The sequence below is a fragment of the Pseudomonas sp. H1_D05 genome (genome assembly GCF_054682705.1).
Genome location: NZ_CP162825.1, coordinates 4500172 through 4520030 on the forward strand (window position 1 = coordinate 4500172; position 19859 = coordinate 4520030).

17 protein-coding genes and 2 pseudogenes are annotated in these 19859 nt (G+C 60.5%); 5 read left to right on the plus strand and 14 right to left on the minus strand.

Annotation, left to right across the window (positions count from 1 at the left end):
- Window positions 1–111: pseudogene (locus tag AB4O11_RS20375) on the minus strand (LysR family transcriptional regulator); the annotation flags it as partial.
- A 58-nt stretch (window positions 112–169) separates the two neighbouring features.
- On the opposite strand from AB4O11_RS20375, the gene AB4O11_RS20380 reads away from it, so the two are divergent.
- Window positions 170–367, plus strand: coding sequence for a hypothetical protein (locus tag AB4O11_RS20380; RefSeq protein ID WP_460090578.1), 198 nt, complete (start codon window positions 170–172; stop codon window positions 365–367).
- 114 nt (window positions 368–481) lie between these two features.
- On the opposite strand, the gene AB4O11_RS20385 is transcribed toward AB4O11_RS20380, so the two are convergent.
- Window positions 482–1873, minus strand: a complete 1392-nt coding sequence (locus AB4O11_RS20385) for an aldehyde dehydrogenase family protein (protein ID WP_320337052.1) — start codon at window positions 1871–1873, stop codon at window positions 482–484.
- Window positions 1874–1976: 103 nt separating this feature from the next.
- Between AB4O11_RS20385 and ptrR the strand changes: the two genes are divergently transcribed.
- Window positions 1977–2855: a putrescine utilization regulator PtrR gene (gene ptrR / locus AB4O11_RS20390; protein WP_093437993.1), complete on the plus strand. Its 879-nt coding sequence runs from the start codon at window positions 1977–1979 to the stop codon at window positions 2853–2855.
- Between the two features lie 27 nt (window positions 2856–2882).
- On the opposite strand, the gene AB4O11_RS20395 is transcribed toward ptrR, so the two are convergent.
- Complete coding sequence (locus tag AB4O11_RS20395; protein ID WP_460128136.1) at window positions 2883–4448, minus strand: aldehyde dehydrogenase (NADP(+)); 1566 nt, start codon at window positions 4446–4448, stop codon at window positions 2883–2885.
- The gene (locus tag AB4O11_RS20400) at window positions 4445–5083 is read right to left on the minus strand and encodes a cysteine hydrolase family protein (protein WP_093437504.1); all 639 of its coding nucleotides are present in this window, start codon (window positions 5081–5083) and stop codon (window positions 4445–4447) included. Before AB4O11_RS20400 ends, AB4O11_RS20395 begins: the two co-directional genes overlap by 4 nt.
- A gap of 98 nt (window positions 5084–5181) precedes the next feature.
- Between AB4O11_RS20400 and AB4O11_RS20405 the strand changes: the two genes are divergently transcribed.
- A complete protein-coding gene (locus AB4O11_RS20405; RefSeq protein ID WP_460090582.1) occupies window positions 5182–5679 on the plus strand; it encodes a winged helix-turn-helix transcriptional regulator in 498 nt (165 codons plus the stop codon).
- Between the two features lie 6 nt (window positions 5680–5685).
- Here the strand turns inward: AB4O11_RS20405 and AB4O11_RS20410 are convergent, their stop codons facing one another.
- Window positions 5686–6309, minus strand: coding sequence for a glutathione S-transferase (locus tag AB4O11_RS20410; protein WP_460090583.1), 624 nt, complete (start codon window positions 6307–6309; stop codon window positions 5686–5688).
- A gap of 99 nt (window positions 6310–6408) precedes the next feature.
- Window positions 6409–7824: a purine-cytosine permease family protein gene (locus AB4O11_RS20415; protein WP_460128140.1), complete on the minus strand. Its 1416-nt coding sequence runs from the start codon at window positions 7822–7824 to the stop codon at window positions 6409–6411.
- 233 nt (window positions 7825–8057) lie between these two features.
- Between AB4O11_RS20415 and AB4O11_RS20420 the strand changes: the two genes are divergently transcribed.
- Window positions 8058–8969 carry a LysR family transcriptional regulator gene (locus AB4O11_RS20420; RefSeq protein WP_116255455.1) on the plus strand — a complete coding sequence of 304 codons (912 nt, stop codon included), beginning with the start codon at window positions 8058–8060 and terminating at the stop codon, window positions 8967–8969.
- 18 nt (window positions 8970–8987) lie between these two features.
- On the opposite strand, the gene argE is transcribed toward AB4O11_RS20420, so the two are convergent.
- The 7 genes and pseudogenes from argE to AB4O11_RS20455 form a co-directional block, all read right to left on the minus strand.
- Window positions 8988–10136 carry an acetylornithine deacetylase gene (gene argE, locus AB4O11_RS20425; RefSeq protein ID WP_460128144.1) on the minus strand — a complete coding sequence of 383 codons (1149 nt, stop codon included), beginning with the start codon at window positions 10134–10136 and terminating at the stop codon, window positions 8988–8990.
- Complete coding sequence (locus AB4O11_RS20430; protein ID WP_257358262.1) at window positions 10133–10810, minus strand: DUF1028 domain-containing protein; 678 nt, start codon at window positions 10808–10810, stop codon at window positions 10133–10135. The genes argE and AB4O11_RS20430 overlap by 4 nt, the downstream gene beginning before the upstream one ends.
- Before the next feature lie 119 nt (window positions 10811–10929).
- Window positions 10930–11346, minus strand: coding sequence for a RidA family protein (locus tag AB4O11_RS20435; RefSeq protein ID WP_007910844.1), 417 nt, complete (start codon window positions 11344–11346; stop codon window positions 10930–10932).
- 57 nt (window positions 11347–11403) lie between these two features.
- Window positions 11404–12722: pseudogene (locus tag AB4O11_RS20440) on the minus strand (flavin-containing monooxygenase).
- A gap of 187 nt (window positions 12723–12909) precedes the next feature.
- On the minus strand, window positions 12910–14244 hold the full coding sequence (locus AB4O11_RS20445; RefSeq protein WP_460131128.1) for a TolC family outer membrane protein: 1335 nt from the start codon (window positions 14242–14244) through the stop codon (window positions 12910–12912).
- A gap of 10 nt (window positions 14245–14254) precedes the next feature.
- The gene (locus AB4O11_RS20450) at window positions 14255–15601 is read right to left on the minus strand and encodes an HlyD family type I secretion periplasmic adaptor subunit (RefSeq protein WP_460128150.1); all 1347 of its coding nucleotides are present in this window, start codon (window positions 15599–15601) and stop codon (window positions 14255–14257) included.
- A complete protein-coding gene (locus tag AB4O11_RS20455) occupies window positions 15602–17338 on the minus strand; it encodes a type I secretion system permease/ATPase (protein WP_460090588.1) in 1737 nt (578 codons plus the stop codon). It lies immediately after the preceding gene.
- A 315-nt stretch (window positions 17339–17653) separates the two neighbouring features.
- On the opposite strand from AB4O11_RS20455, the gene AB4O11_RS20460 reads away from it, so the two are divergent.
- Window positions 17654–18352, plus strand: a complete 699-nt coding sequence (locus AB4O11_RS20460; protein ID WP_320337042.1) for a response regulator transcription factor — start codon at window positions 17654–17656, stop codon at window positions 18350–18352.
- Here AB4O11_RS20460 and AB4O11_RS20465 read toward each other — a convergent pair whose 3' ends face one another.
- Window positions 18353–19831 (minus strand): sensor histidine kinase, encoded by a 1479-nt coding sequence (locus tag AB4O11_RS20465; RefSeq protein ID WP_320337041.1) that lies wholly within the window; start codon window positions 19829–19831, stop codon window positions 18353–18355.
- Window positions 19832–19859: the final 28 nt, after the last annotated feature.

The window sequence follows — 19859 nt, forward strand, 5'->3', positions numbered from 1 at the left end:
CTAACGCCGGTTGCGCACGAAGTCGATAAACGCCTTCAGCACTGCCGGCACATGACGGCGGCTCGGGTAGTACAAGTGCAGACCCGGATAGTACGGGCACCAGTCTGCCAGTGCCGTGCACGTGGTGGCGGGTGCCGAGGCGTCGCTGATCGCCGAGAACGCGCACCGGGTGACCACCGGCGATATGGCGCATGCGATCAACACCGTGCCAGGTCTGGCCAATGAACGTTTGGTGCAAGGTTATGCGGCGGCGTTTCAGTATCTGCTGCACATCCTGACGGTGATCACCCTCGCATCGGCGGCGGTGGTGCTGGGATTGTTGAGCAAGGATCGCAGTGTCGCCGAGCCACAACAGGCTGCTGCATAAACCCAATGTGGGAGCGAACCTGCTCGCGAAAGCGGTGAGTCAGACAATGGAGATGCTGACTGGGCCGGCCTCATCGCGAGCAGGCTCACTCCTACAGGGGTTTCGGTGCCTGGATTATTTGCGATCCAGCCACACCGTCTGCGCATTGCAGAACTCGCGCACGCCGAAGTGCGAGAGCTCACGGCCGAAACCACTCTTCTTTACACCGCCAAAGGTCACGCGCGGATCGCTGGCGGAGTAGCCGTTGATGAACACGCCGCCGGTGTCCAGTTCGCTGGTCAGTTGCTGGGCCAGTGCCACGTTGGCGGTGTAGATCGTGGCGGTCAGGCCGAACTCGCTGTCGTTGGCCAAGGCCACGGCATGCGCGCAATCGCGAGCGGTGATGATCGAGGCGACCGGGCCGAACAGTTCCTGTTTGAACGAAGTCATGCGGTCGGTGACATCGGCCAGCACGGTCGGCTCGTAGTAGTTGCCCGGTCCTTCAGACTTGCCGCCGCCGAGCAACAGCGTTGCGCCTTCTTCAAGGGTGTCGCGCACTTGCTGGTCGAGTTCATCACGCAGGTCGAAACGTGCCATCGGGCCGATGTAGGTCTCGGCAGACAGCGGATCACCGACCTTCAACTTGCGCGTGGCCTCGACGAACTTGCGGGTGAACTCTTCAACCACGCCTGCTTCGATGATCAATCGTTTGGCCGCTGCGCAGACCTGACCGGAGTTCTGATAGCGACCGATCACAGCGGCTTGCACGGCTTCATCCAGATCGGCGTCGTTGAGCACGATAAACGGATCGGAACCGCCGAGTTCCAGCACGCATTTCTTCAGCGCGGCACCGGCCTGAGCGCCGATGGCCATGCCGGCACGCACGCTGCCGGTCAGGGTCACGGCGGCGATACGCGAGTCGGCGATGGCAGTGGAAACGCCTTCCGGGGTGACGTTGATCACTTCAAACACGCCATCGGCGAAACCTGCGCGGGTGAAGGCGTCGCGCAGCAGATAGGCGCTGCCCATCACGTTCGGCGCATGTTTGAGCACGTAAGTGTTGCCGGCGATCAGCGCCGGCACGGCACCGCGCAGCACTTGCCAGATCGGGAAGTTCCACGGCATTACCGCGAGGATCGGGCCGAGCGGACGGTATTCGATGCGCGCCTTGCCGCCTTCAACCTGGGTCGGTTCAGCGTCAAGCATGGCCGGGCCATTCTCGGCGTACCACTCGCAGAGCTTGGCGCATTTCTCGATTTCACCACGGGCCTGAGCAATCGGCTTGCCCATTTCCTGGGTGATCATCGTGGCCATGGCTTCGCTGGTTTCACGCAACGCACCGGCCAGGGCGCTCAACAAGCGCGAGCGATCTTGCAGCGGCTTGCGCTTCCACTTGCCAAAGCCATAGGCGGCGCGGGTCAGCGCAGCGTCAAGGGCAGTGGCGGACTCAAACGCGTAGTGACCGATCTGCTCGCCGGTGGCGGGGTTGATCGAGATGGCGTGGGTCTGGCTGGAAATCTGGCTCATGGCATCGTCCTGCATGTTCGTCGGATGGGCCTAGAGTAGGGTGGTGTTTGTTTTCTGGAAACTGAATAATAAAGATCGTTTCTTTCACGATTGGAGAATGACTGTGGATCTGGTGCAGCTGGAAATCTTCAAAGCCGTTGCCGAGCACGGCAGCATCAGCGCCGCCGCCACGCAGATTCATCGCGTGCCGTCGAACCTGACCACGCGGATCAAGCAACTTGAGCAGGATCTCGGGGTTGATCTGTTTATCCGTGAGAAAAGCCGTTTGCGTTTGTCCCCGGCCGGGTGGAGTTTCCTTGAATACGCGCGGCGAATTCTCGACCTGGTGCAAGAGGCCCGGGCGACGGTGGCGGGAGAGGAACCGCAGGGCGCGTTTCCGCTAGGCTCACTGGAAAGCACGGCGGCGGTGCGCATTCCCGAATTGCTCGCGGCGTACAATCAATTGCACCCCAAGGTCGATCTCGACCTGTCCACCGGCCCCTCGGGCACGATGATCGACGGCGTGCTGTCCGGGCGTCTGGCTGCAGCGTTTGTCGACGGCCCGGTGCTGCATCCGACGCTGGAAGGTGTGCCGGCATTCGAGGAAGAAATGGTCATCATCGCGCCGCTCAACCACGCGCCCGTCAAGCGCGCGGCGGATGTCAACGGCGAGAATATTTATGCCTTCCGTTCCAACTGTTCCTACCGTCACCACTTTGAAAAATGGTTCAGCACCGACGCCGCCGTACCGGGCAAGATTTTCGAAATGGAGTCCTATCACGGCATGCTCGCCTGCGTCAGTGCAGGCGCCGGGCTGGCGCTGATGCCGCGCAAAATGCTGCAGAGCATGCCCGGCAGCGCGACCGTCAGCGTCTGGCCATTGGCGGCGGATTTTCGCTATCTGACCACGTGGCTGGTATGGCGGCGGGGCACGGTATCGCGCAGTTTGAGCATGTTTGTGCGCTTGCTGGAAGAGCGCGGGGTGGTGCGTGCAGATGCATGATCGCGTCTGCCGCGCACTGGGTTGCCGTTATTGCCCGTCGATGCTGCGCGGCAGATTCAGCGGATTACTCTCGCGCAACACCTCTGGCAACAACTCATCCGGAAACCCCTGATAAGCCACGGGCCGTAAGAAGCGCTCGATCGAGGTCATGCCCACGGAAGTGAAGCGGCTGTCCGATGTAGCCGGAAAAGGGCCGCCGTGCACCGTAGCAAAGGTCACTTCCTGTGGATGCGCGAAGGCGTTGACCACGATGCGTCCAGTGCGGCGTTCGAGAATCGGCAGCAGGCGCCGCGCCAATCCCAGATCGCCACCTTCAAGGTGAATCGCCGCGCTGAGCTGTCCCTTGAACGAACGGGCGACTGCCAGCAGCTCGGCTTCATCGTTGACAGCAACCAGGAGCGCCGATGGACCAAACACCTCATGAGCCAATGCCGGCTCGCTGAGTAATTGGTGGCCCTCGACTTCCAGCAACACAGCGCGTCCAGCGAATGTGGCATCGGCCGGCGTGCCTGCCGCTATCACCTGCGCGCCGGTACCTTCCATCGCAATCAGACCCTCGACGTAGGCACCATGAATGCCCGGCGTCAGCATTGTCCGCGCCGGTGCCGCGCTGACCCGATTGCGCATGGCGTTGCGCAGCTCTTCAAACCCCGCACCACGGATGGCGATCAGGATCGACGGACACAAACAGGCCTGCCCGACGTTGACCAGCATGCGCTCGATAAAGCCGTCGCCGATTTCGGCGCCGCGAGCCGCCAGCGCCTCGGGCAGGATGAAGGTCGGGTTGACGCTGGTCATTTCGGTGAACACCGGGATCGGCTCGGGGCGCAATTGCGCACGGCGGTAGAGCGCCATGCCACCCGGTTCGGAGCCGGTGAAGGTCACAGCCTTGATCAACGGATGATCGACCAGCGCTTCGCCAATGGCATTGCCGCCACCACGCACCATCGAGAAAACACCTTCGGGCAAGCCATGCGCCTGCACGGCTTTACGAATGGCTCGCGCCTGGATTTCCGAGGCGCCGGGGTGGGCGTTGTGCGCCTTGAGAATCACGGTAGCGCCGGCCGCCAATGCTGACGCGGTATCGCCACCCGCCACCGAGTAGGAAATCGGGAAGTTGCTCGCGCCGAAAATCGCCACCGGGCCGATGGCGATTTTTTGCAAGCGATGATCCATCCGTGGACGCGGCTGACGCTGGGGTTGTGCCGGGTCGATCGCCAGTTGTAGAAAGCGGCCCCGGCGCACCACATCGGCGAACTGGCGGAACTGGATCGCGGCTCTCAAAGCTTCGCCCTCAAGCTGAGCTTCGGGCAGCCCGGTTTCGAGTGCCGCGCGTGCCGCCAGTTCGCTGCGCACCTCATCGAGGTTGTCAGCGATGCTCTCGAGAAACGCGGCACGCTCGGCCAGCGAGGTGTGGCTGTAGTGGTCGAACGCGGCATCGGCGAGTGTTGCAGCCTGATCAACCTGTGCCGCACCGCCGAAAGCGAAGTCCGGTTCTATCCGTTGATCGGTGGCCGGGTTCAGCGCTTTCATCGTGCCTTCGGTGGCGGCGACATCCGCCGCGCCGATCAGCAAATGGCCGGTCAGGCTCATTTCGATTCACCTTGGGATTTGAGGTTGGCAATCAGTTCGTCGGTGCTGGCAATCACGTGAGCGAATGTCGGGCCGTTGAGTTCGTGGGCGGCGTGCATCATTTCCGCTTTGAAGGCCGCTGTTGCATCGCGGACCAGGGTGACGTGGTAGCCCAGTTCCGAGGCATAGCGCGCGGTGGCTTCGATGCAGGTGTTGGCCAGCAGGCCGACGATGATTACGTGGGTGATGCCTTGCTGCTTCAGGCGAAAATCCAGGTCGGTGTTGGCGAAACCACTGGAACCCCAGTGTTCTTGAACCACGATGTCGCCGTCCTTCGGCGCAAAATCCGGGTGCCATTCGCCGCCCCATTCGCCCCGGGCAAAATGATGCATGTGCATGATTTTGCATTGGGTCGGGGTCGGGTGGTCCCAGGTTTCGTAGTCGCCTTTTTCCCAGCGATGATGGGGTACGATGACCACCGGAATGTTCAGGTCGCGCACCGTGCGGTCGAGTTTGCGCAGGTTGTCGAGCAGGCCGTTCTGCTCGGCCATGGGTTTGATCAAAGGGAAAATCTTGCCACCCTCCGAGAGAAAATCGTTGTACGGATCGACCAACAGGTAGGCGGTTCTGTCCAGCGGATAGGGGATATTCGACATGGCTGCTTGCTCCGGCAATGGGATTATCGGTGCACAGGGCTTGTCCCGGCATCGTGTAGATATGATAATCATAGTAACTGTAAAAGAGGCAAGCCCTGATGGCAGTAAACGATAGCCTTCCCGACACGCTGTGCCCGATTTCCCGGGCCGAGACGATCGTCGGCGACCGCTGGACCGTGCTGGTTTTGCGCGAGTTGTTCATGGCCAATCATCGCTATGACGAGATTCAGGCGCAGACCGGCGGTACGCCGCAGATGGTTGCCGCGCGTCTGAAATGCCTGGAAGCGGAGGGGCTGGTTGAGCGCCGGTTGTACAACGAACGGCCGAAACGCTACGAGTACCACCTCACGGCGAAAGGTGAGGCGTTCTACCCGGTGATCATTGCGTTGCGAGCGTGGGGAGAGACCTGGTGCAAATCACCGGAAGAGGGGCTGGCGGTGAACATGACCCACAAAAACTGCAACCATAGCGCCGGCCTCGGGCCGCTGTGCGAGCACTGCGGCGAACCGTTGCGTCGGCAAGATCTGATCAGCCAGCCACAAGAAGCCTACGCCGCCGAACGGCTGGCGCGGCGTGAGGCGTTCAAAAGCAAATAACCGCGATTACGGCGTGCCGTTGCGACCGTGCAGCAAGTAGCCTGGGCGCAGGCTCAAACGTTCGTAATAGGCTTTCACTGCGGCAAAATCCGGGTGAGCCAGTGGGGTTTCGAACCAGCGGTTCACCGACAGCCCGATGGGAATGTCCGCCAGGGAAAACTGTTCGCCGCTGACGTAGGCGCCGGTCTTGTCCAGTTGCCGGTCGAGGATGGCCATGTTCTTCGACCATTGTTTGATCCCTGCAGCCAATGCCGTGCTGTCCTGATGCCCCGGCGACTGACGCACCAGCGATAGAAACGCATACGACCACGAGCGATTCAGCTCCGAAGCCTGCCAGTCAATCCATTGATCAATCCGCGCCCGCGCCATCGACTCAAGGGGATAAAGCTGCGAACCGTTGTAGCTCGACACCAGATAACGAATGATCGTGTTCGATTCCCACAACGTGAAATCGCCGTCCTGAATCACCGGCACCATGGCACAGGGATTGAGCGCGAGAAACTGCGCATCGTGCGTCGATCTGAATCCCGAACCCCAGTCTTCACGCTCGAAGGGAATCTGCAATTCAGCGCAAGTCCACAGGACTTTGCGCACGTTGATCGATGAGGCTTTACCCAGTATTCGCAGCATTGGATTTCCCTTACCCAATAATCGTCAGGCCTGAAGTAATACCACACCGCAATAGACAAGGCCCGCACTGGGCGGGCCTTGGTTGTTCATCAGGTCAAATCACAGACTGCTCGCCAGTTTCCCGCCCATCATCCGCCGACGATAGGAGGTGTCCCGATTCGCCAGCCAGAAATACAGCGGCGAGGTCACCAGCAGTCCCACCAGCCATGACAGATCCGCACCGTTGATGTGCGCCGACACCGGGCCGACGTACAGCGGCGTGTTCATGAACGGGATCTGCACGGCGATGCCGATCGCGTAAGCCAGCAACGCCTGCGGGTTGTAGCGGCCGTAGATGCCGCCGTCGACCTGGAAGATCGACTGGATGTCGTACTGGCCTTTGTGAATCGCATAAAAGTCGATCAGGTTGATCGCGGTCCACGGCACTAGCACCACCAACAACACCAGCACCATGTCGACGAAGTGGCCGATAAAGTCTTTCGAGGCGCCGACGGCGGCAAAGCAGCAGGCCAGCAAGACGATGATCGAGATCACCGCGCGGCTCTTGGCGGTGGGGATCCAGCGGTAGGCGAAGGTTTGCACCAGAGTAATCAACGACAGCACCGCGCCGTAGAGGTTGAGGGCGTTGTGGCTGATCACGCTGAGCAGAAACAGCACCAGCATCAGCGGGCCAATGGAACCGGTGGCGAGTTTCACCGCGTCCATGGTGTCCATCCCCACCGGTGTCGCCAGCACTGCGACGGCACCGAAGATGAACGCCAGACTCGACCCCAGCGCTGAACCCAGATACGTGGTCCAGAACGTCGACGAGACTTTGACGTCGGCCGGCAAGTAACGCGAATAATCAGACACGTAGGGCGCAAACGCGATCTGCCACAACGCCGCCAACGACACAGTGGCCAGCCAGCCGGACAGGTTGAAGCTGCCACGAGTGAGGAAATCATCGGTTTGAATGTGGGTAAAGATGTAGCCGAAACCGACGACGATGCCGACTCCCAACACCCAGGTGCCGATGCGGTTGAGCACGTGGATAAAGCGGTAGCCGATGATGCCGATGACTCCCGAACCGACTGCGCCGATGACGATGCCGACCGGCACCGGAACGCTGTCGACCACGCCATGCAACGACTTGCCGGCCAGCACGATGTTGGAGGCGAAAAAGCCGATGTACATGACGCCGGCAATCAACACCACCAACAGCGCGCCGAGGGAGCCGAACTGCGCACGGCTCTGGATCATCTGTGGAATGCCCATCTGCGGGCCTTGCGCCGAGTGCAGCGCCATCAACACGCCGCCGACCAGATGGCCGACGAGAATCGCGACGATGCCCCAGAGCAGATTCAAGTGAAACAACTGCACGCCCAGTGCACCGGTGACGATGGGCAACGGCGCGATATTGCCGCCGAACCAGAGCGTGAACAGATCCCTGACCTTTCCGTGGCGATCTTCGGGGGGCACGTATCCTATCGTGTGTTTTTCAATCAGCGGAGCGGAGGATGCTGTTGGGGTAGCCATGACGAACTCCAAGGCAAGGATGAGTACGTGGACGTACTTCGGCAAGCGCCGGCACGGGCGGCGCATTTCTTGTTGAAGTGATCATGTGCAAAGCGTCGGGATAGATAAATTAGTAAGTTTGTTGCTACAGACCTTAAAAAATATGCTTCGGCTGGCGCCTGCGTCCGGTATGTTCAAGCTTGATCGTGCGCCAGGGAAACAGGGCGAACACTCGCGCTCTTCGGGAGACTCACATGGCTGCCTACAACCTGCGCCAGCTCAAATACTTCGTCACCACCGCCGACTGCGGCAGCGTTGCCGAGGCCTCGCGCAAGCTCTATATCGCGCAACCGTCGGTCTCCACGGCCATTAAGCATCTGGAAGAAAGTTTCGGTGTGCAGTTGTTCATCCGCCATCACGCCCAAGGGGTTTCGCTGACGCCGAGTGGCTCGCGGTTCTATCGCAAGGCACTGGAGTTGCTACGGGTGGCGCACGAGTTCGAGCAGAACGCGCTGGCTGACAATGATGTGGTCGCGGGGCAGATCGATATTGGTTGTTTCGAAACCGTCGCGCCGCTGTACCTGCCGCGCTTGATCGCCGGGTTCAAGGCGCGCTGGCCAGGGGTGGAAATCCGCATTCGTGATGGCGAACAACAAGAGTTGGTGCAGGCCCTCACCGCCGGCAGCATCGACGTTGCGATGATGTTTGAACACGACCTGGACAGCACCATCGAAACCACGCCGCTGATGCCGCCGCAGCAGCCTTATGCGTTGCTGCCGGCCAGCCACCGCTTTGCGCAACAGGCAAAGGTCTCGCTGGCTGATCTGGTGCTGGAACCGATGATCCTGCTCGACGTGGTGCCGAGCCGCACCTATTTCGTGAGCATCTTCGAAGAGCGCGGGCTGACGCCGAATATTGTCTTCAGCTCACCGTCGATAGAGATGGTGCGCGGCATGGTCGGCAATGGTTTCGGCTTTTCGATTCTGGTGACCAAACCGTTCAGCGACTACACCTACGACGGCCAGCAAGTGGTGTGCGTGCCGCTGGCGGAAAACGTCACCGGTTCGGGATTGTCGGCGGCCTGGCTGCGGCGGGTGCAACTGACCAAACCGGCGCAGTTGTTTGTCGATCATTGCCGCGAAGAGTTGGCCCGACTGCACTCGTGAGTGCCGCCAAGCCGCCTGTCAAAGACTGATAAACGCCAGCATGCGCTGGAGCATTTCATTGCACGCCTGCAACTGATCGAGGCTGACAAACTCATCGGGCTTGTGACCCTGATCCATGCTGCCTGGACCGCAGACCACCGTGGGAATGCCCACCGCATCAAACAACCCGCCTTCAGTGCCGAAGGCCACGGTGCCGAAATCCGTTGAACCGCAGAACGCAGAGATCAACTCGGCGGCCTGGCTTTGCGCATCGGTGACCAGCCCCGGATACGCCGATAAGGCGCTGAAGCGAATATCACTCTGCGCACTGACCGCGCGCATACGTGGCAGCACTTCGCGTTCGACGTAGGCTTGCAGCGCTTCGGCAACGAGCGCCGGATCCTGCGAGGGCAGGGCGCGGATTTCGAAATCGAAACGGCAATCGGCCGGCACGATGTTCAAGGCCTTGCCGCCGCTGATCACACCGGTCTGCACCGTGCTGTAGGGCGGGTCGAAGCGCGCATCGTGATGCTCCGGCGCTCTCAGTTGCTGACCGAGACGACCCAGTTCGCCGATCAGTTCGGCGGCGTATTCAATCGCGTTGACCCCGAGCGGCGCGTACGCCGAATGGCACGGATGGCCCTGCACATCGCAGCGCATCGCCAGTTTGCCCTTGTGGCCGAGCACCGGTTTCAGTTCGGTCGGTTCGCCGATGATGCACAGCAACGGTTTGATTGGGCGTTGCTGCAAAACCTTGAGCAACGAACGCACGCCGAGGCAGCCGACTTCTTCGTCATAGGACAAAGCAATGTGCACCGGCATGCGCAGCGGCGTTTTAACCAGTGACGGCACCAGTGCGAGCACACAGGCGATGTAGCCCTTCATGTCCGCCGTGCCACGGCCGAACACTTTGCCGTCGCGCTCGGTCAGTTCGAACGGCGGCAGCGTCCACGGCTGGCCATCGACCGGCACCACATCGGTGTGCCCGGACAGCACAATGCCCGGTTGATCCACCGGGCCGATCGTGGCGAACAGGTTGGCTTTGCTGCGCTCATCGTTGTAGATCAGTGCGCATGGCACGTCGAAACCTTCGAGGTAATCGCGAACGAATTCGATCAGTTGCAAGTTGGATTCACGGCTGGTGGTATCGAACCCCACCAGCACTTTGAGCAACTCGACGCTGTTCATCGGTCATCACCGGCCACGCCATAACCCGGTGCCTTGGCCGGATCGAGGGCGCGGTCGATATAGTCCTGAAGCTGCGGCTCGTAAGCGTTCCAGAGTTTTTGCAACTCGCCAATCGGGTCTTCATCAACCCAATCCACGCGCAGATTGACGATCGGCCAAGTCTGCTCGCCGACCACCACGACAGCGGCCGAATGCACCGGGCCGGCTTCACCACCGAGGGCTTGCGCGGCGTGCAGGGCCTTGAGCAGACGATCAGCGAGTTGCCCTTCGCCATCCTCGAAGGCGCTGACCATGGCTTCGATCACCGAACGCCCGGCGAGCATGTTGCCAGCGGCGACGCACTGCTCGCCGGTGACGGCATTGTGCACGCCGAGGGTTTGCGCACCGCTGAAATGTGCGGTCTGGCCGAGGTGGTTGATCGCGGTGATCTGCCGGTACTGACTGTAGCCGTTGCGCGTGAGGACTTTGTCCAGCGCATCGTCCGGCGCCAGACCTTGCTCCATCAGCGCGAGGACTTCCGGGCCGAGAGACGGCAGGGTGATGTTCTGGCTCGACACCGCGCCAACACCCGGCAGCAGCCACGGGCAGCGGGCGCCGACGGCGATGCTGGAGGAACTGATGGCGACACCGAACTGGCCGGTTTCGGCGCAGCGGGCTGCGATTGAAAAGGTCATCTATTGAACTCCTTGTGTGTCTGGACTGGCCTCTTCGCGAGCAGGCTCACTCCCACATTGAAATACATTCCCCTGTGGGAGCGAGCTTGCTCGCGAAGGCCGCGACTCGGTGTGATGCCTTACTCAGGAATCACCGCAATCACATCAATCTCCATCAACCACTGCGGCTGCCCCAACGCCGACACCACCAGTCCGGTGGAGATCGGGAACACGCCTTTAAGCCACTTGCCGACTTCGCCATACACCGCCTCGCGATAACGCGGGTCGATCAGGTACGTGGTGGTCTTGACGATATGGCTCATGTCGCTGCCGGCTTCTTCGAGCAGTTGCTTGACGTTGCGCATGGCCTGTTCAGCCTGCGCGCGCGGATCTCCGAGGCCGACCAGATTGCCGTCGAAATCCGTGCCGACCTGGCCGCGTACATACACCGTGTTGCCGGCGCGCACGGCCTGGCACAGGTCATTGTCCAGCGTCTGGTTCGGGTAGGTGTCTTTGGTGTTGAACATGCGGATGCGAGTGTGAGTGGGCTGGCTCATGGAAAGCTCCTGAAGAAGGTATGCCCGACGCAATCGGCGCCGGGGCGTAAAGGGCTATCAAGCGTCGACGGTGTCGGCGGCTTTGCTGTGGGTACCCGAGTGCAATGCGGCTTCACGCTGCTCGGCATCCCGATAGTCCAGATACTTGCGCTGGGTGGCGATGTGATCGGCGACGTGTTTGGCGTCGTGCCAAACCCCCAGATAAATGACGAACCCCGGCGCGACTGCCACGGCAGACCGAGGAAATACACCCCCGGCTCACTCGACACGCCGCGCTGATGCACAGGCTTGCCCTTGTCATCGAACGCTGCGACCTGCAACCACGAGTAATCCACGGCAAACCCGGTGGCCCAGATGATCGCGGTGACGCCAGCCTTGGCCAGATCCAGGTCGACTAGCGGATTTTTCACGCACTCAGGGTCGGGATAGGTTTCGCGCGCTTCTGGTTCTTCCGGCAGATCGAGGCCGTTGCGCTCAATGTAGGCATCGGCGGCATCGAGCAGCGCCAGATAATTCTCGTCGCCGCGAGTGAGGTTGCCGACCAGGTCCTGCTTGAAAGTCACCACGCCGTTATTGAACGATTCGGTGACGCCGACCAGGGTCATGCCGCGATGGGCCAGACCACGGAAATCGATGGTGCGACCGCCATGTGCGCCGCTGACTGCGATGGTCACGTGCTCACGACCGGGTTTCATCGCCGCTTGATCCCACTCGCCGAGCACGCCGAGCCACCAGCAGAAATCGCGGTTGCGATAAGCGCGAGGCGGGCGGTCATGGGCGCCGACCGACAGGTAAACCTGTTTGCCGGAACGTTGCAGCTCATCGGCGATCTGCACGCCGGAAGAACCGGCACCGACCACCAGCACTGCGCCTGCCGGCAGTTGCTGCGGGTTGCGATAGTCAGCGGAGTGGATCTGCAACAGACGTTGGTCTTGCGGGGCAATCGCCGGGATCACCGGTTTCTGAAATGGTCCGGTCGCGGCGACTACGCGGCTGGCTTCGATCACGCCTTCGGAGGTCTCGACAGTGAAACCCGGGCGGCCGACATTGCGTACCACGCTTTTCACTTCCACACCGGTACGGACCGGTGCATTGAATTTCTTTGCGTAGGCTTCGAAGTAGTCAGCTACACGTTCTTTCGGGGCGAAACCGTCGGGATCGACGTCATCGAATTCCGGGCCGGGAAAGCGGTCGTGCCACGCCGGGCCGTTGGCCACCAGCGAGTCCCAGCGCCCGCTGCGCCAGCGTTCGGCAATGCGATTGCGCTCCAGCACGAGGTGCGGCACACCGAGTTTGCTCAGGTGCTCGCTCATCGCCACGCCCGCTTGGCCGGCACCCACGATCAGCGTGTCTGTTTTTATTATTGCAGGGGTCATCTCTACATCCTTCCTAGCAAGGCAGTGGGATTCGGGCCGCTGTTGGCTTGTCCGTTTGGCTTGAGGTCAGACTAGGGAGAGGGGGGATATCGGTAAAATATTATTAAGCTGGGATGTGAAGATAAAATTCTGATGCAGAAACCCAAAGTCCGCGTATATCAAGGGCTGTAGGGTCAGTCGGGGTGACTCAGAACGTCAAACGTGGACCCAGATAGGCATTGGCGTCGGCGATATCGTCGTCGCCCAGCGCGCCGACGTCGGCGGCAAGACGCAGCCTGGCCAGCAGATAGCGAAGTTTGGCTTCGAACAGGTCCCGGCGTGCGTTGAAGATCTGTTCCTGTGCGTTGAGGATGTCGATGTTGGTGCTGCTGCCGGCCTGGAACCCTTTCTTTGATGACAAAAGCGAGCGCTCGCTGGAGCTGACGGCTTTTTCCAGGGCATGGATTCGCGCTTCACCACTTTGTACTGCACGAAACTCTCGGGTCGTACCCGAGATGATCTCTTCGCGGGTGGCATTCAGATCCTCTTCAGCCTGGTCGCGCGTGGCCACACTTTGCCGGGCCCGGGCACTCACATAACCACCGCTGTACAGCGGAATGTTCAGCTCCACGCCGGCCGAGGTGTAACGGTTGCGTTGATTCTGGGTAGACAGGGTTTCGCTGTCGGCGGCGGTGTAGCCCAGTACCAGATCAAGGGTAGGCCAGTGGCCCGCCTTGGCTTTGGCCACCTCTTTATCGGCGGTGTTTACATTCAGGCGGCGGGCGCGAACCGAAGGATTGTCGGTGCCTGCGCGAATGATCCATTCCTGAAGATTGTCGGGCTGCAACGGTGGCGTGGGAAAGCTCTCCTGCAACGTCGCGATCTGCTCAGGAGCCTCACCGACGAACTCCTGCAACTGGCGTCTGGCGACGACAAGGCTGTCTTGCGCCTCAATCAGTTCAGCCTGAGCGAGATCGCGTCTGGCCACGGCCTCGTCGACATCGGTGATGGTGCCATCGCCTAGTTCCCGACGGCGCTGAGTTGACGCCACCTGTTCATTGAGTGCGTTGAGTTTGGCCGTTGCCAGCTTGACGGTTTCATGGGCCAGAAGCACGTCGAAGTAGCGCCCGGCCAGGCGCACCGCCGAATCCTGGGCCTTGCCGTCGTATACCGCGTTGCCGTACTCGGCCTGATACTGGCCCTGGCGATACTCGGCCATTTTCTGCTTGTTGAACAACGGCTGGCGCAGTTGCAGGGTGGCGCCGCGTGAGGCGTAGTTGAGGTCGTTGGTGTGGTTGTTACCGTAGAAATCCGGCTGTTGCTGCGTGCCGTTGATGTGGTTGTCGAACGCGGTGATGCCTATTTTCGGCAGCAGGCCGGATTTGCCAATGGCGCGGTTTTCCAACGCGGCATCTCGCTCGTGCCCGGCAGACAGGAAGGTCGGACCCTGGAACTGCATCAGGTTCCAGGATTCGCGCAGGTCCAGCGCTGCAGCTGATTGCGCCAGCCCCAGTAGCGTGGCCATCGCGATCACCCGCCGCATGCCATTCACCTCATTGCTCCTTGAACGCGCTGTTGACGCGGTCGAGCAGGGGTTTCAACAGGTAGCTGAGCAGGTTGCGCTCGCCGGTCTTGATGGTGACCGAAGCAGGCATGCCGGCACGGATGTGATTGTCGCCGAGCATGGCCATACCGGCTTGAGTCACTTCGATCTGGGCCAGGTAATAGGGCTGCTTGTTGTCCTCACTCATCAGGCGGTCGGCAGAGATGGTCAGCACCTTGCCGGGAATGTTGGGCGTCTGCACATGGTTGAACGCGGGGAACGAAATCATCACCGGCAGCCCGGGGTTCATGCGGTCGATGGCCTGGACCGGAATCATCGCATCGATTTGCAGCGGCTCATGGGCGGGAACGACTTCCATGATCTTGAATCCGGGGGCGATGACTCCGCCGACGGTCGACACACTCAAGCCCTGGACGATGCCGTCGATGGGCGAGCGGATCACCGTGTGCCGCACCTGATAGTCCAGCGCCTGCAAGCGATCGGTGAGGGCGCTGTTTTCCTTCTGCACATCGGCCAGCAGCGATTGCACTTCCTTGCGGTAGTCGTACTCGCGCTGAATGATGCGTAACTTGATATCGGCGGCCCGGCCCCGGGCGCGGGCGATGTTGTTGAGGTTATCGGCCTGAGAGGCATTCAGGTCGGAACCGGTACGCTCCAGTTCCAGCATGCGGTTGCGCGGCACGTAGCCTTCGGTGGCGAGTTGGCGCACGCCTGTCAGTTCCTGATTGAGGAAGCCGATCTGTGATGAGCGGGCGTTGTAGACGCGCTGCAGCCCCTTGATTTGCGCGTCGGCGGAGTTGAGCGACTCGCGCAGAATATCGAGCTCGCCGGCGAGGCTGGCGCGGCGCGTTTCGAACAGATGACGCTGCAGGCGGATCGCCTCGTTCAGGTGCTCATTGTCGGCGTAGCGCTGCAGCATGAGCGGGTCGAAGACCACCTCCGATAAACCGTCGCGCTCGGCTTGCAGACGGTTTTCCATGGTTTTCGTGGCGATGAATTGGGCGTTGACCACTCCTTGCTCGGAGAGCGCCTGAGTGGCATCGAGCCTGACCAGTTCCTGATCCTTGCTGACGTTGTCGCCTTCCCGTACCAGAATTGCGTCAATGGTGCCGCCGGTCTGGTGCTGAATGGCCTTGCGGTTACTGGTGACCTTGACCGTGGCGGTGGCAACGATCCCCGCGTCCAGCGGCGCGAGCCATGACCAGAGTAAAAAACTGCCGAAGCCGACGATCACCAACAGCACGCCCCAGCGCGCCGGGCGTCGGTCGTCGACGTCGATCTCGGCCACTGCACGTAGCAGTTCCTGGCCATGCGGGTCAACGCTCAAGGCCCCCATTTACTCTCTCCCGCGCACGGCTGACAGGGTGGGTGAGCCCACGGTCGGCAGCACACTGGTTTGGCGCAACGCCGCGAATACCTCTTCCCGTGGGCCGAACAATTGGGTGCTGCCTTCGCGCAGCATCAGGATTTTATCGACGGTGCCGAGGATGCTCGGCCTATGGCTGATCAACACCGTGGTGCAGCGCCGCTGCTTCAGGTCCTCCAGCACTTCGATCAGTGCTTTCTCGCCGGCATCGTCGAGGTTGGCGTTGGGTTCATCGAGCACAATCAGCGAAGGTTCGCCATACAGCGCTCGGGCCAGGCCGATGCGTTGACGCTGACCACCGGACAATGGGTTACCGTCGACGTCCAGTGTGGTGTCGTAACCTCGGGCAAAGCGCAGGATCATGTCGTGCACGCCGGCGCGCCTGGCGGCGATGATCACCGCTTCACTGTCGAGGTTGCCGAAACGCGCGATGTTGTCGGCGATGGTCCCTTCGAACAATTCCACGTCCTGCGGCAGGTAGCCGATCCACGGGCCCAGCTCTTGTTTGTTCCACAGGTAGACGTCGGCGCCGTCGAGTCGCACCTTGCCGCTGAGCGCCGGCCAGATACCGACCAGTAAACGCGCCAGGGTCGATTTGCCCGACGCCGAAGGTCCGATGATGCCCAGTGATTCACCCGGTGAAAGGTTGAAGTTAGGCCCGTGAATGATGGCTTGCGTCATGCCCGGCGCACCCGCGTGCAGGTGTTCCACCGAGATCATGCCCAACGGTTTTTGCAGTTTCATCGCATCGGCGCGGGCCGGGAAGTCCTGCAACAGGCTCCTCAGGCGCGCCCAGGCACGACGACTGGTCAGCAGTTGTTTCCAGGCACCAATCAGCTGTTCAACGGGGGCCAGCGCCCGACCACTGAGTATGGAACAGGCGATCATCATGCCCGGTGTGATCGAACCTTCGATGGCCAGCAAGGCGCCGGTGCCGAGGATCAGCGATTGCAAGGTAATGCGCACAAAACGCCCCAGCCCGCTGATGTAGGCCGCGCGATCCGAGGCCAGGGTCTGCATTTGCAGAATCTGCAGATGGCTGCCAAACCAGCGGCCGGTGATTGCCGGCAGCATGCCCATCGCTTCGATGACTTCGGCATTGCGCAAATTGTTGTTGGCGAATGTGCCTGAGACCTGAGCCGCCATATTGGCTTCGGCCAAGGGCTTCTTCGTGGCGATTTCGGTGAGCCAGGTCAGCGCCACCAGGATCAGCGAGCCGCACAGGGTGACGATGCCCAGCAACGGGTGAATCAGGTAAGCGACAAACAGGTAGATCGGCGTCCACGGCGCGTCGAAAAAGGCGAACAGTCCGTTGCCGGTCAAAAACTGGCGTACCTGGGCAAGGTCCTGCAGCGCCTGGGCGGGGTTGCCGCCGGCGCGTTGCAAGTTGCGCTCGAACGCGGCGGTGAACACTCGACGATTGAGGGCCATGTCGAGGCGGTTGCCGACCCGGATCATCACACGAGTGCGCACGACTTCGAGCATCGCCAGCAAGGTGTACAGGCCGATCATCAAAAAGGTCAGCATCAACAGGGTGGTGAGGTTGCTGCTGACCAGCGCCCGGTCATACACCTGCAGCATGTAGATGGCAGGAGAGAGCATCAGCACGTTGATCACACCACTGAATCCGGCCAGGGAATAAAGCGTGTGGCGCAGCCGAAAAAACACGTCGGCAAACTCGGATCGCGGGTGATTTTTCTTGTTCATCGCAAAGTTCCAGTGCCGTGGCCTGATGTACCTCAGCGTAGGAGAGCGACTGTTGGTCGGATGGCCACCAGGGCCGGGTTTTTGCTGGCGCTATATTTCTGACGGTTTTTTATTGATTTAGAAACAACGGTTTGCCGGCCTGTTTTGTGGTCGCTTGTTACGCGGATGGCTTGTTGACGGCGAAAAATCGCCCGACTTAAGTCTAATTTTGGCGCTGGCGACCCTGTTTGCACCGGATCGAAGCCCGACGGCTGGGCCGGTTAGCTGCTATTAATCAATGGGAGTTAAAACGCATGGCCTTTTCAGGAGCGCGTCATGAATCCTTTCATCCGCATCGGCATTGCCGATGATCATCCTCTGCTGCGTGAAGGTGTTGCCAACACGCTGAGGAAAAGGGCAGACCTGCAAGTCGTGGAACAGGGCGGCAGTGCAGACGAGGCACGGGATATTGCTCAGCGGATGAGACCGGACGTGATGTTGATGGACGTCAACATGCCGGGTGACGTGTTTGCCGCAGTGAAGTTCATCTCCACGCAATTACCGCAGGTGAAAGTGCTGATGCTGACGGTGTCAGAGTCTGAGGATGACGCCTATTCAGCCCTGGAAGCGGGCGCGCGCGGCTATGTGTTGAAAGGGGTCAGCGGGCCGGACCTGGTGTTGGCGATCCGCTCGATTGCCAGAGGCGAAACTTTTATCACGCCCGAGTTTGCCAACAGGCTGCTGAGCAATTTCAAAAAGCATGAAGCTGAAGTGCGCAAGATCGATCTCACCCATCGGGAAGAGCAGATCATTCGCGAAGTCTCCAAAGGCCTGACCAACAAAGAGGTGGCATCCAAGCTGTTTATCAGTGAAAAAACCGTCAAGTACTACATGACCTGCGTGATGCAGAAGTTGCACGCACGCAATCGTGTGGAAGCGGTCACGGCGCTCAGGCGTCACTGGGAACGCGAGGCTGTCGGACGCTTGCACATCAACCCGGTGCCGACGCCGCTGGATGTTCACGGGGGCTCCTGACTACCACTTCAATTGCGCGCTGACAGCAGTGCCGACGCCCGGCGAGGACTCGATACTGAACGCGCCGCCCAGTGACTCCACGCGATAGCGCAAGCCGGCCAGTCCGAGGCGGTTTCGGCCGTGACCATCGACCACTAAAGCGTCGGCCGCCATGCCCGGCCCATCGTCTTTGACGGTGATGGTCAGTGTTCCTTCCTGGTGATTCGCGGTGATCGTCTGACCTTTGCCTTGGGCATGTCGGTAGGCATTGTTCAATGCCTCCTGAACAAATCGGTAAAGGCACAGTTTGACCGGCAGTGGTGCCGAGTCGGGCAATGGCGCGACATCCAGTTGCACTTTGCTGCCCGTGCGTTGCTCATGCCGCTGAGCCACCAACTGCAGTTCTTGCGTCAAGGTCAAATCATTGATTTCCGGAAGGGCCAGGCCTCGTGAAAGGTCGCGCACCTCACGCAGGGCGTCGGTGGCGGCGCCGCGGATGGTTTCCAGCGACTCTTGATCCAGTGTCGTGCAGTGCTCGGCCAAGTCATCCAGGCGGATCAGAATCAGGGTCAGCAGTTGGGCCGGCCCGTCGTGCAGATCGGCGCCAATGCGGCGCAGGGTCAATTCGTTGATGCGCGAGAACTCTTGGGTCGCGGTGTTGACTTTGCGATGCAGGGCCGCGTTGCTGATGTGCAGTCGGGTCTGCTCCAGCAGCCGCATTCGCAGGGTGACCTGTTGACGCTGGATGATCTGGTCGCTGCGCCGGACGATGAAAAACAGCAGCGTCAGCATTGCCAGCGTGGCCGTTCCGACCACCAGCCATACTTGTTGGCGTACCCGATTGATTTCCTGTTCGAGGCTTTCCGCTTTTTCGTAGAACTCGCCCACGGCGATGATTTTCCGGGTATTGAACTCGCGAAGCGGTGCATAGATTTCGTAGAGCGGGACGTTGAGCTTGCGTTCGAATTCGTTCTCTTCCTGATCCAGGTCTTCAAGGTCAGTGACCACGTTGCCTTTGACCGCCTCGGCAATTTCATCCATCGGGAACTGGCGGTTGGTGATGGATTTGTCCGTGCTGTAAACCACCGTGCCGTCGGCTCGCCAGATCTTGATCGAGACAATGTGGCGCTTCAGCGAGCGGCTTTCCATCAGCCGGTCCAGGGATTTGACGCTGGTGGGGGACAGGCCGTTATCGCGACTCATCTCCTGCACGTAAGGCTCCAGAAACGCTTCCATGTAATGCGCGCCAGCCTCGGCAGCGCTTTGTACGGCTGCACGCTCAATACGTGCACTTACCAGTTTGCCGACGAAAAACATCGTCAACCCCAGTATCAGTGCAGCGGCCAGTACAAACTGCGTAGAGCGGCTCAGATGGCGCGCGCGCGACCTAACACGCAAATGCCAGGCCCCTCTGTGAGCGGGTTCCGGTTCGACCAAAGTCTCGGTTTCATCGGCGACAAAAGTCTCGTTTTTTGATTGGACTTTTGCATCTTTTGCCATTGCGTCGATTTCCTGATGATCGTGGTAA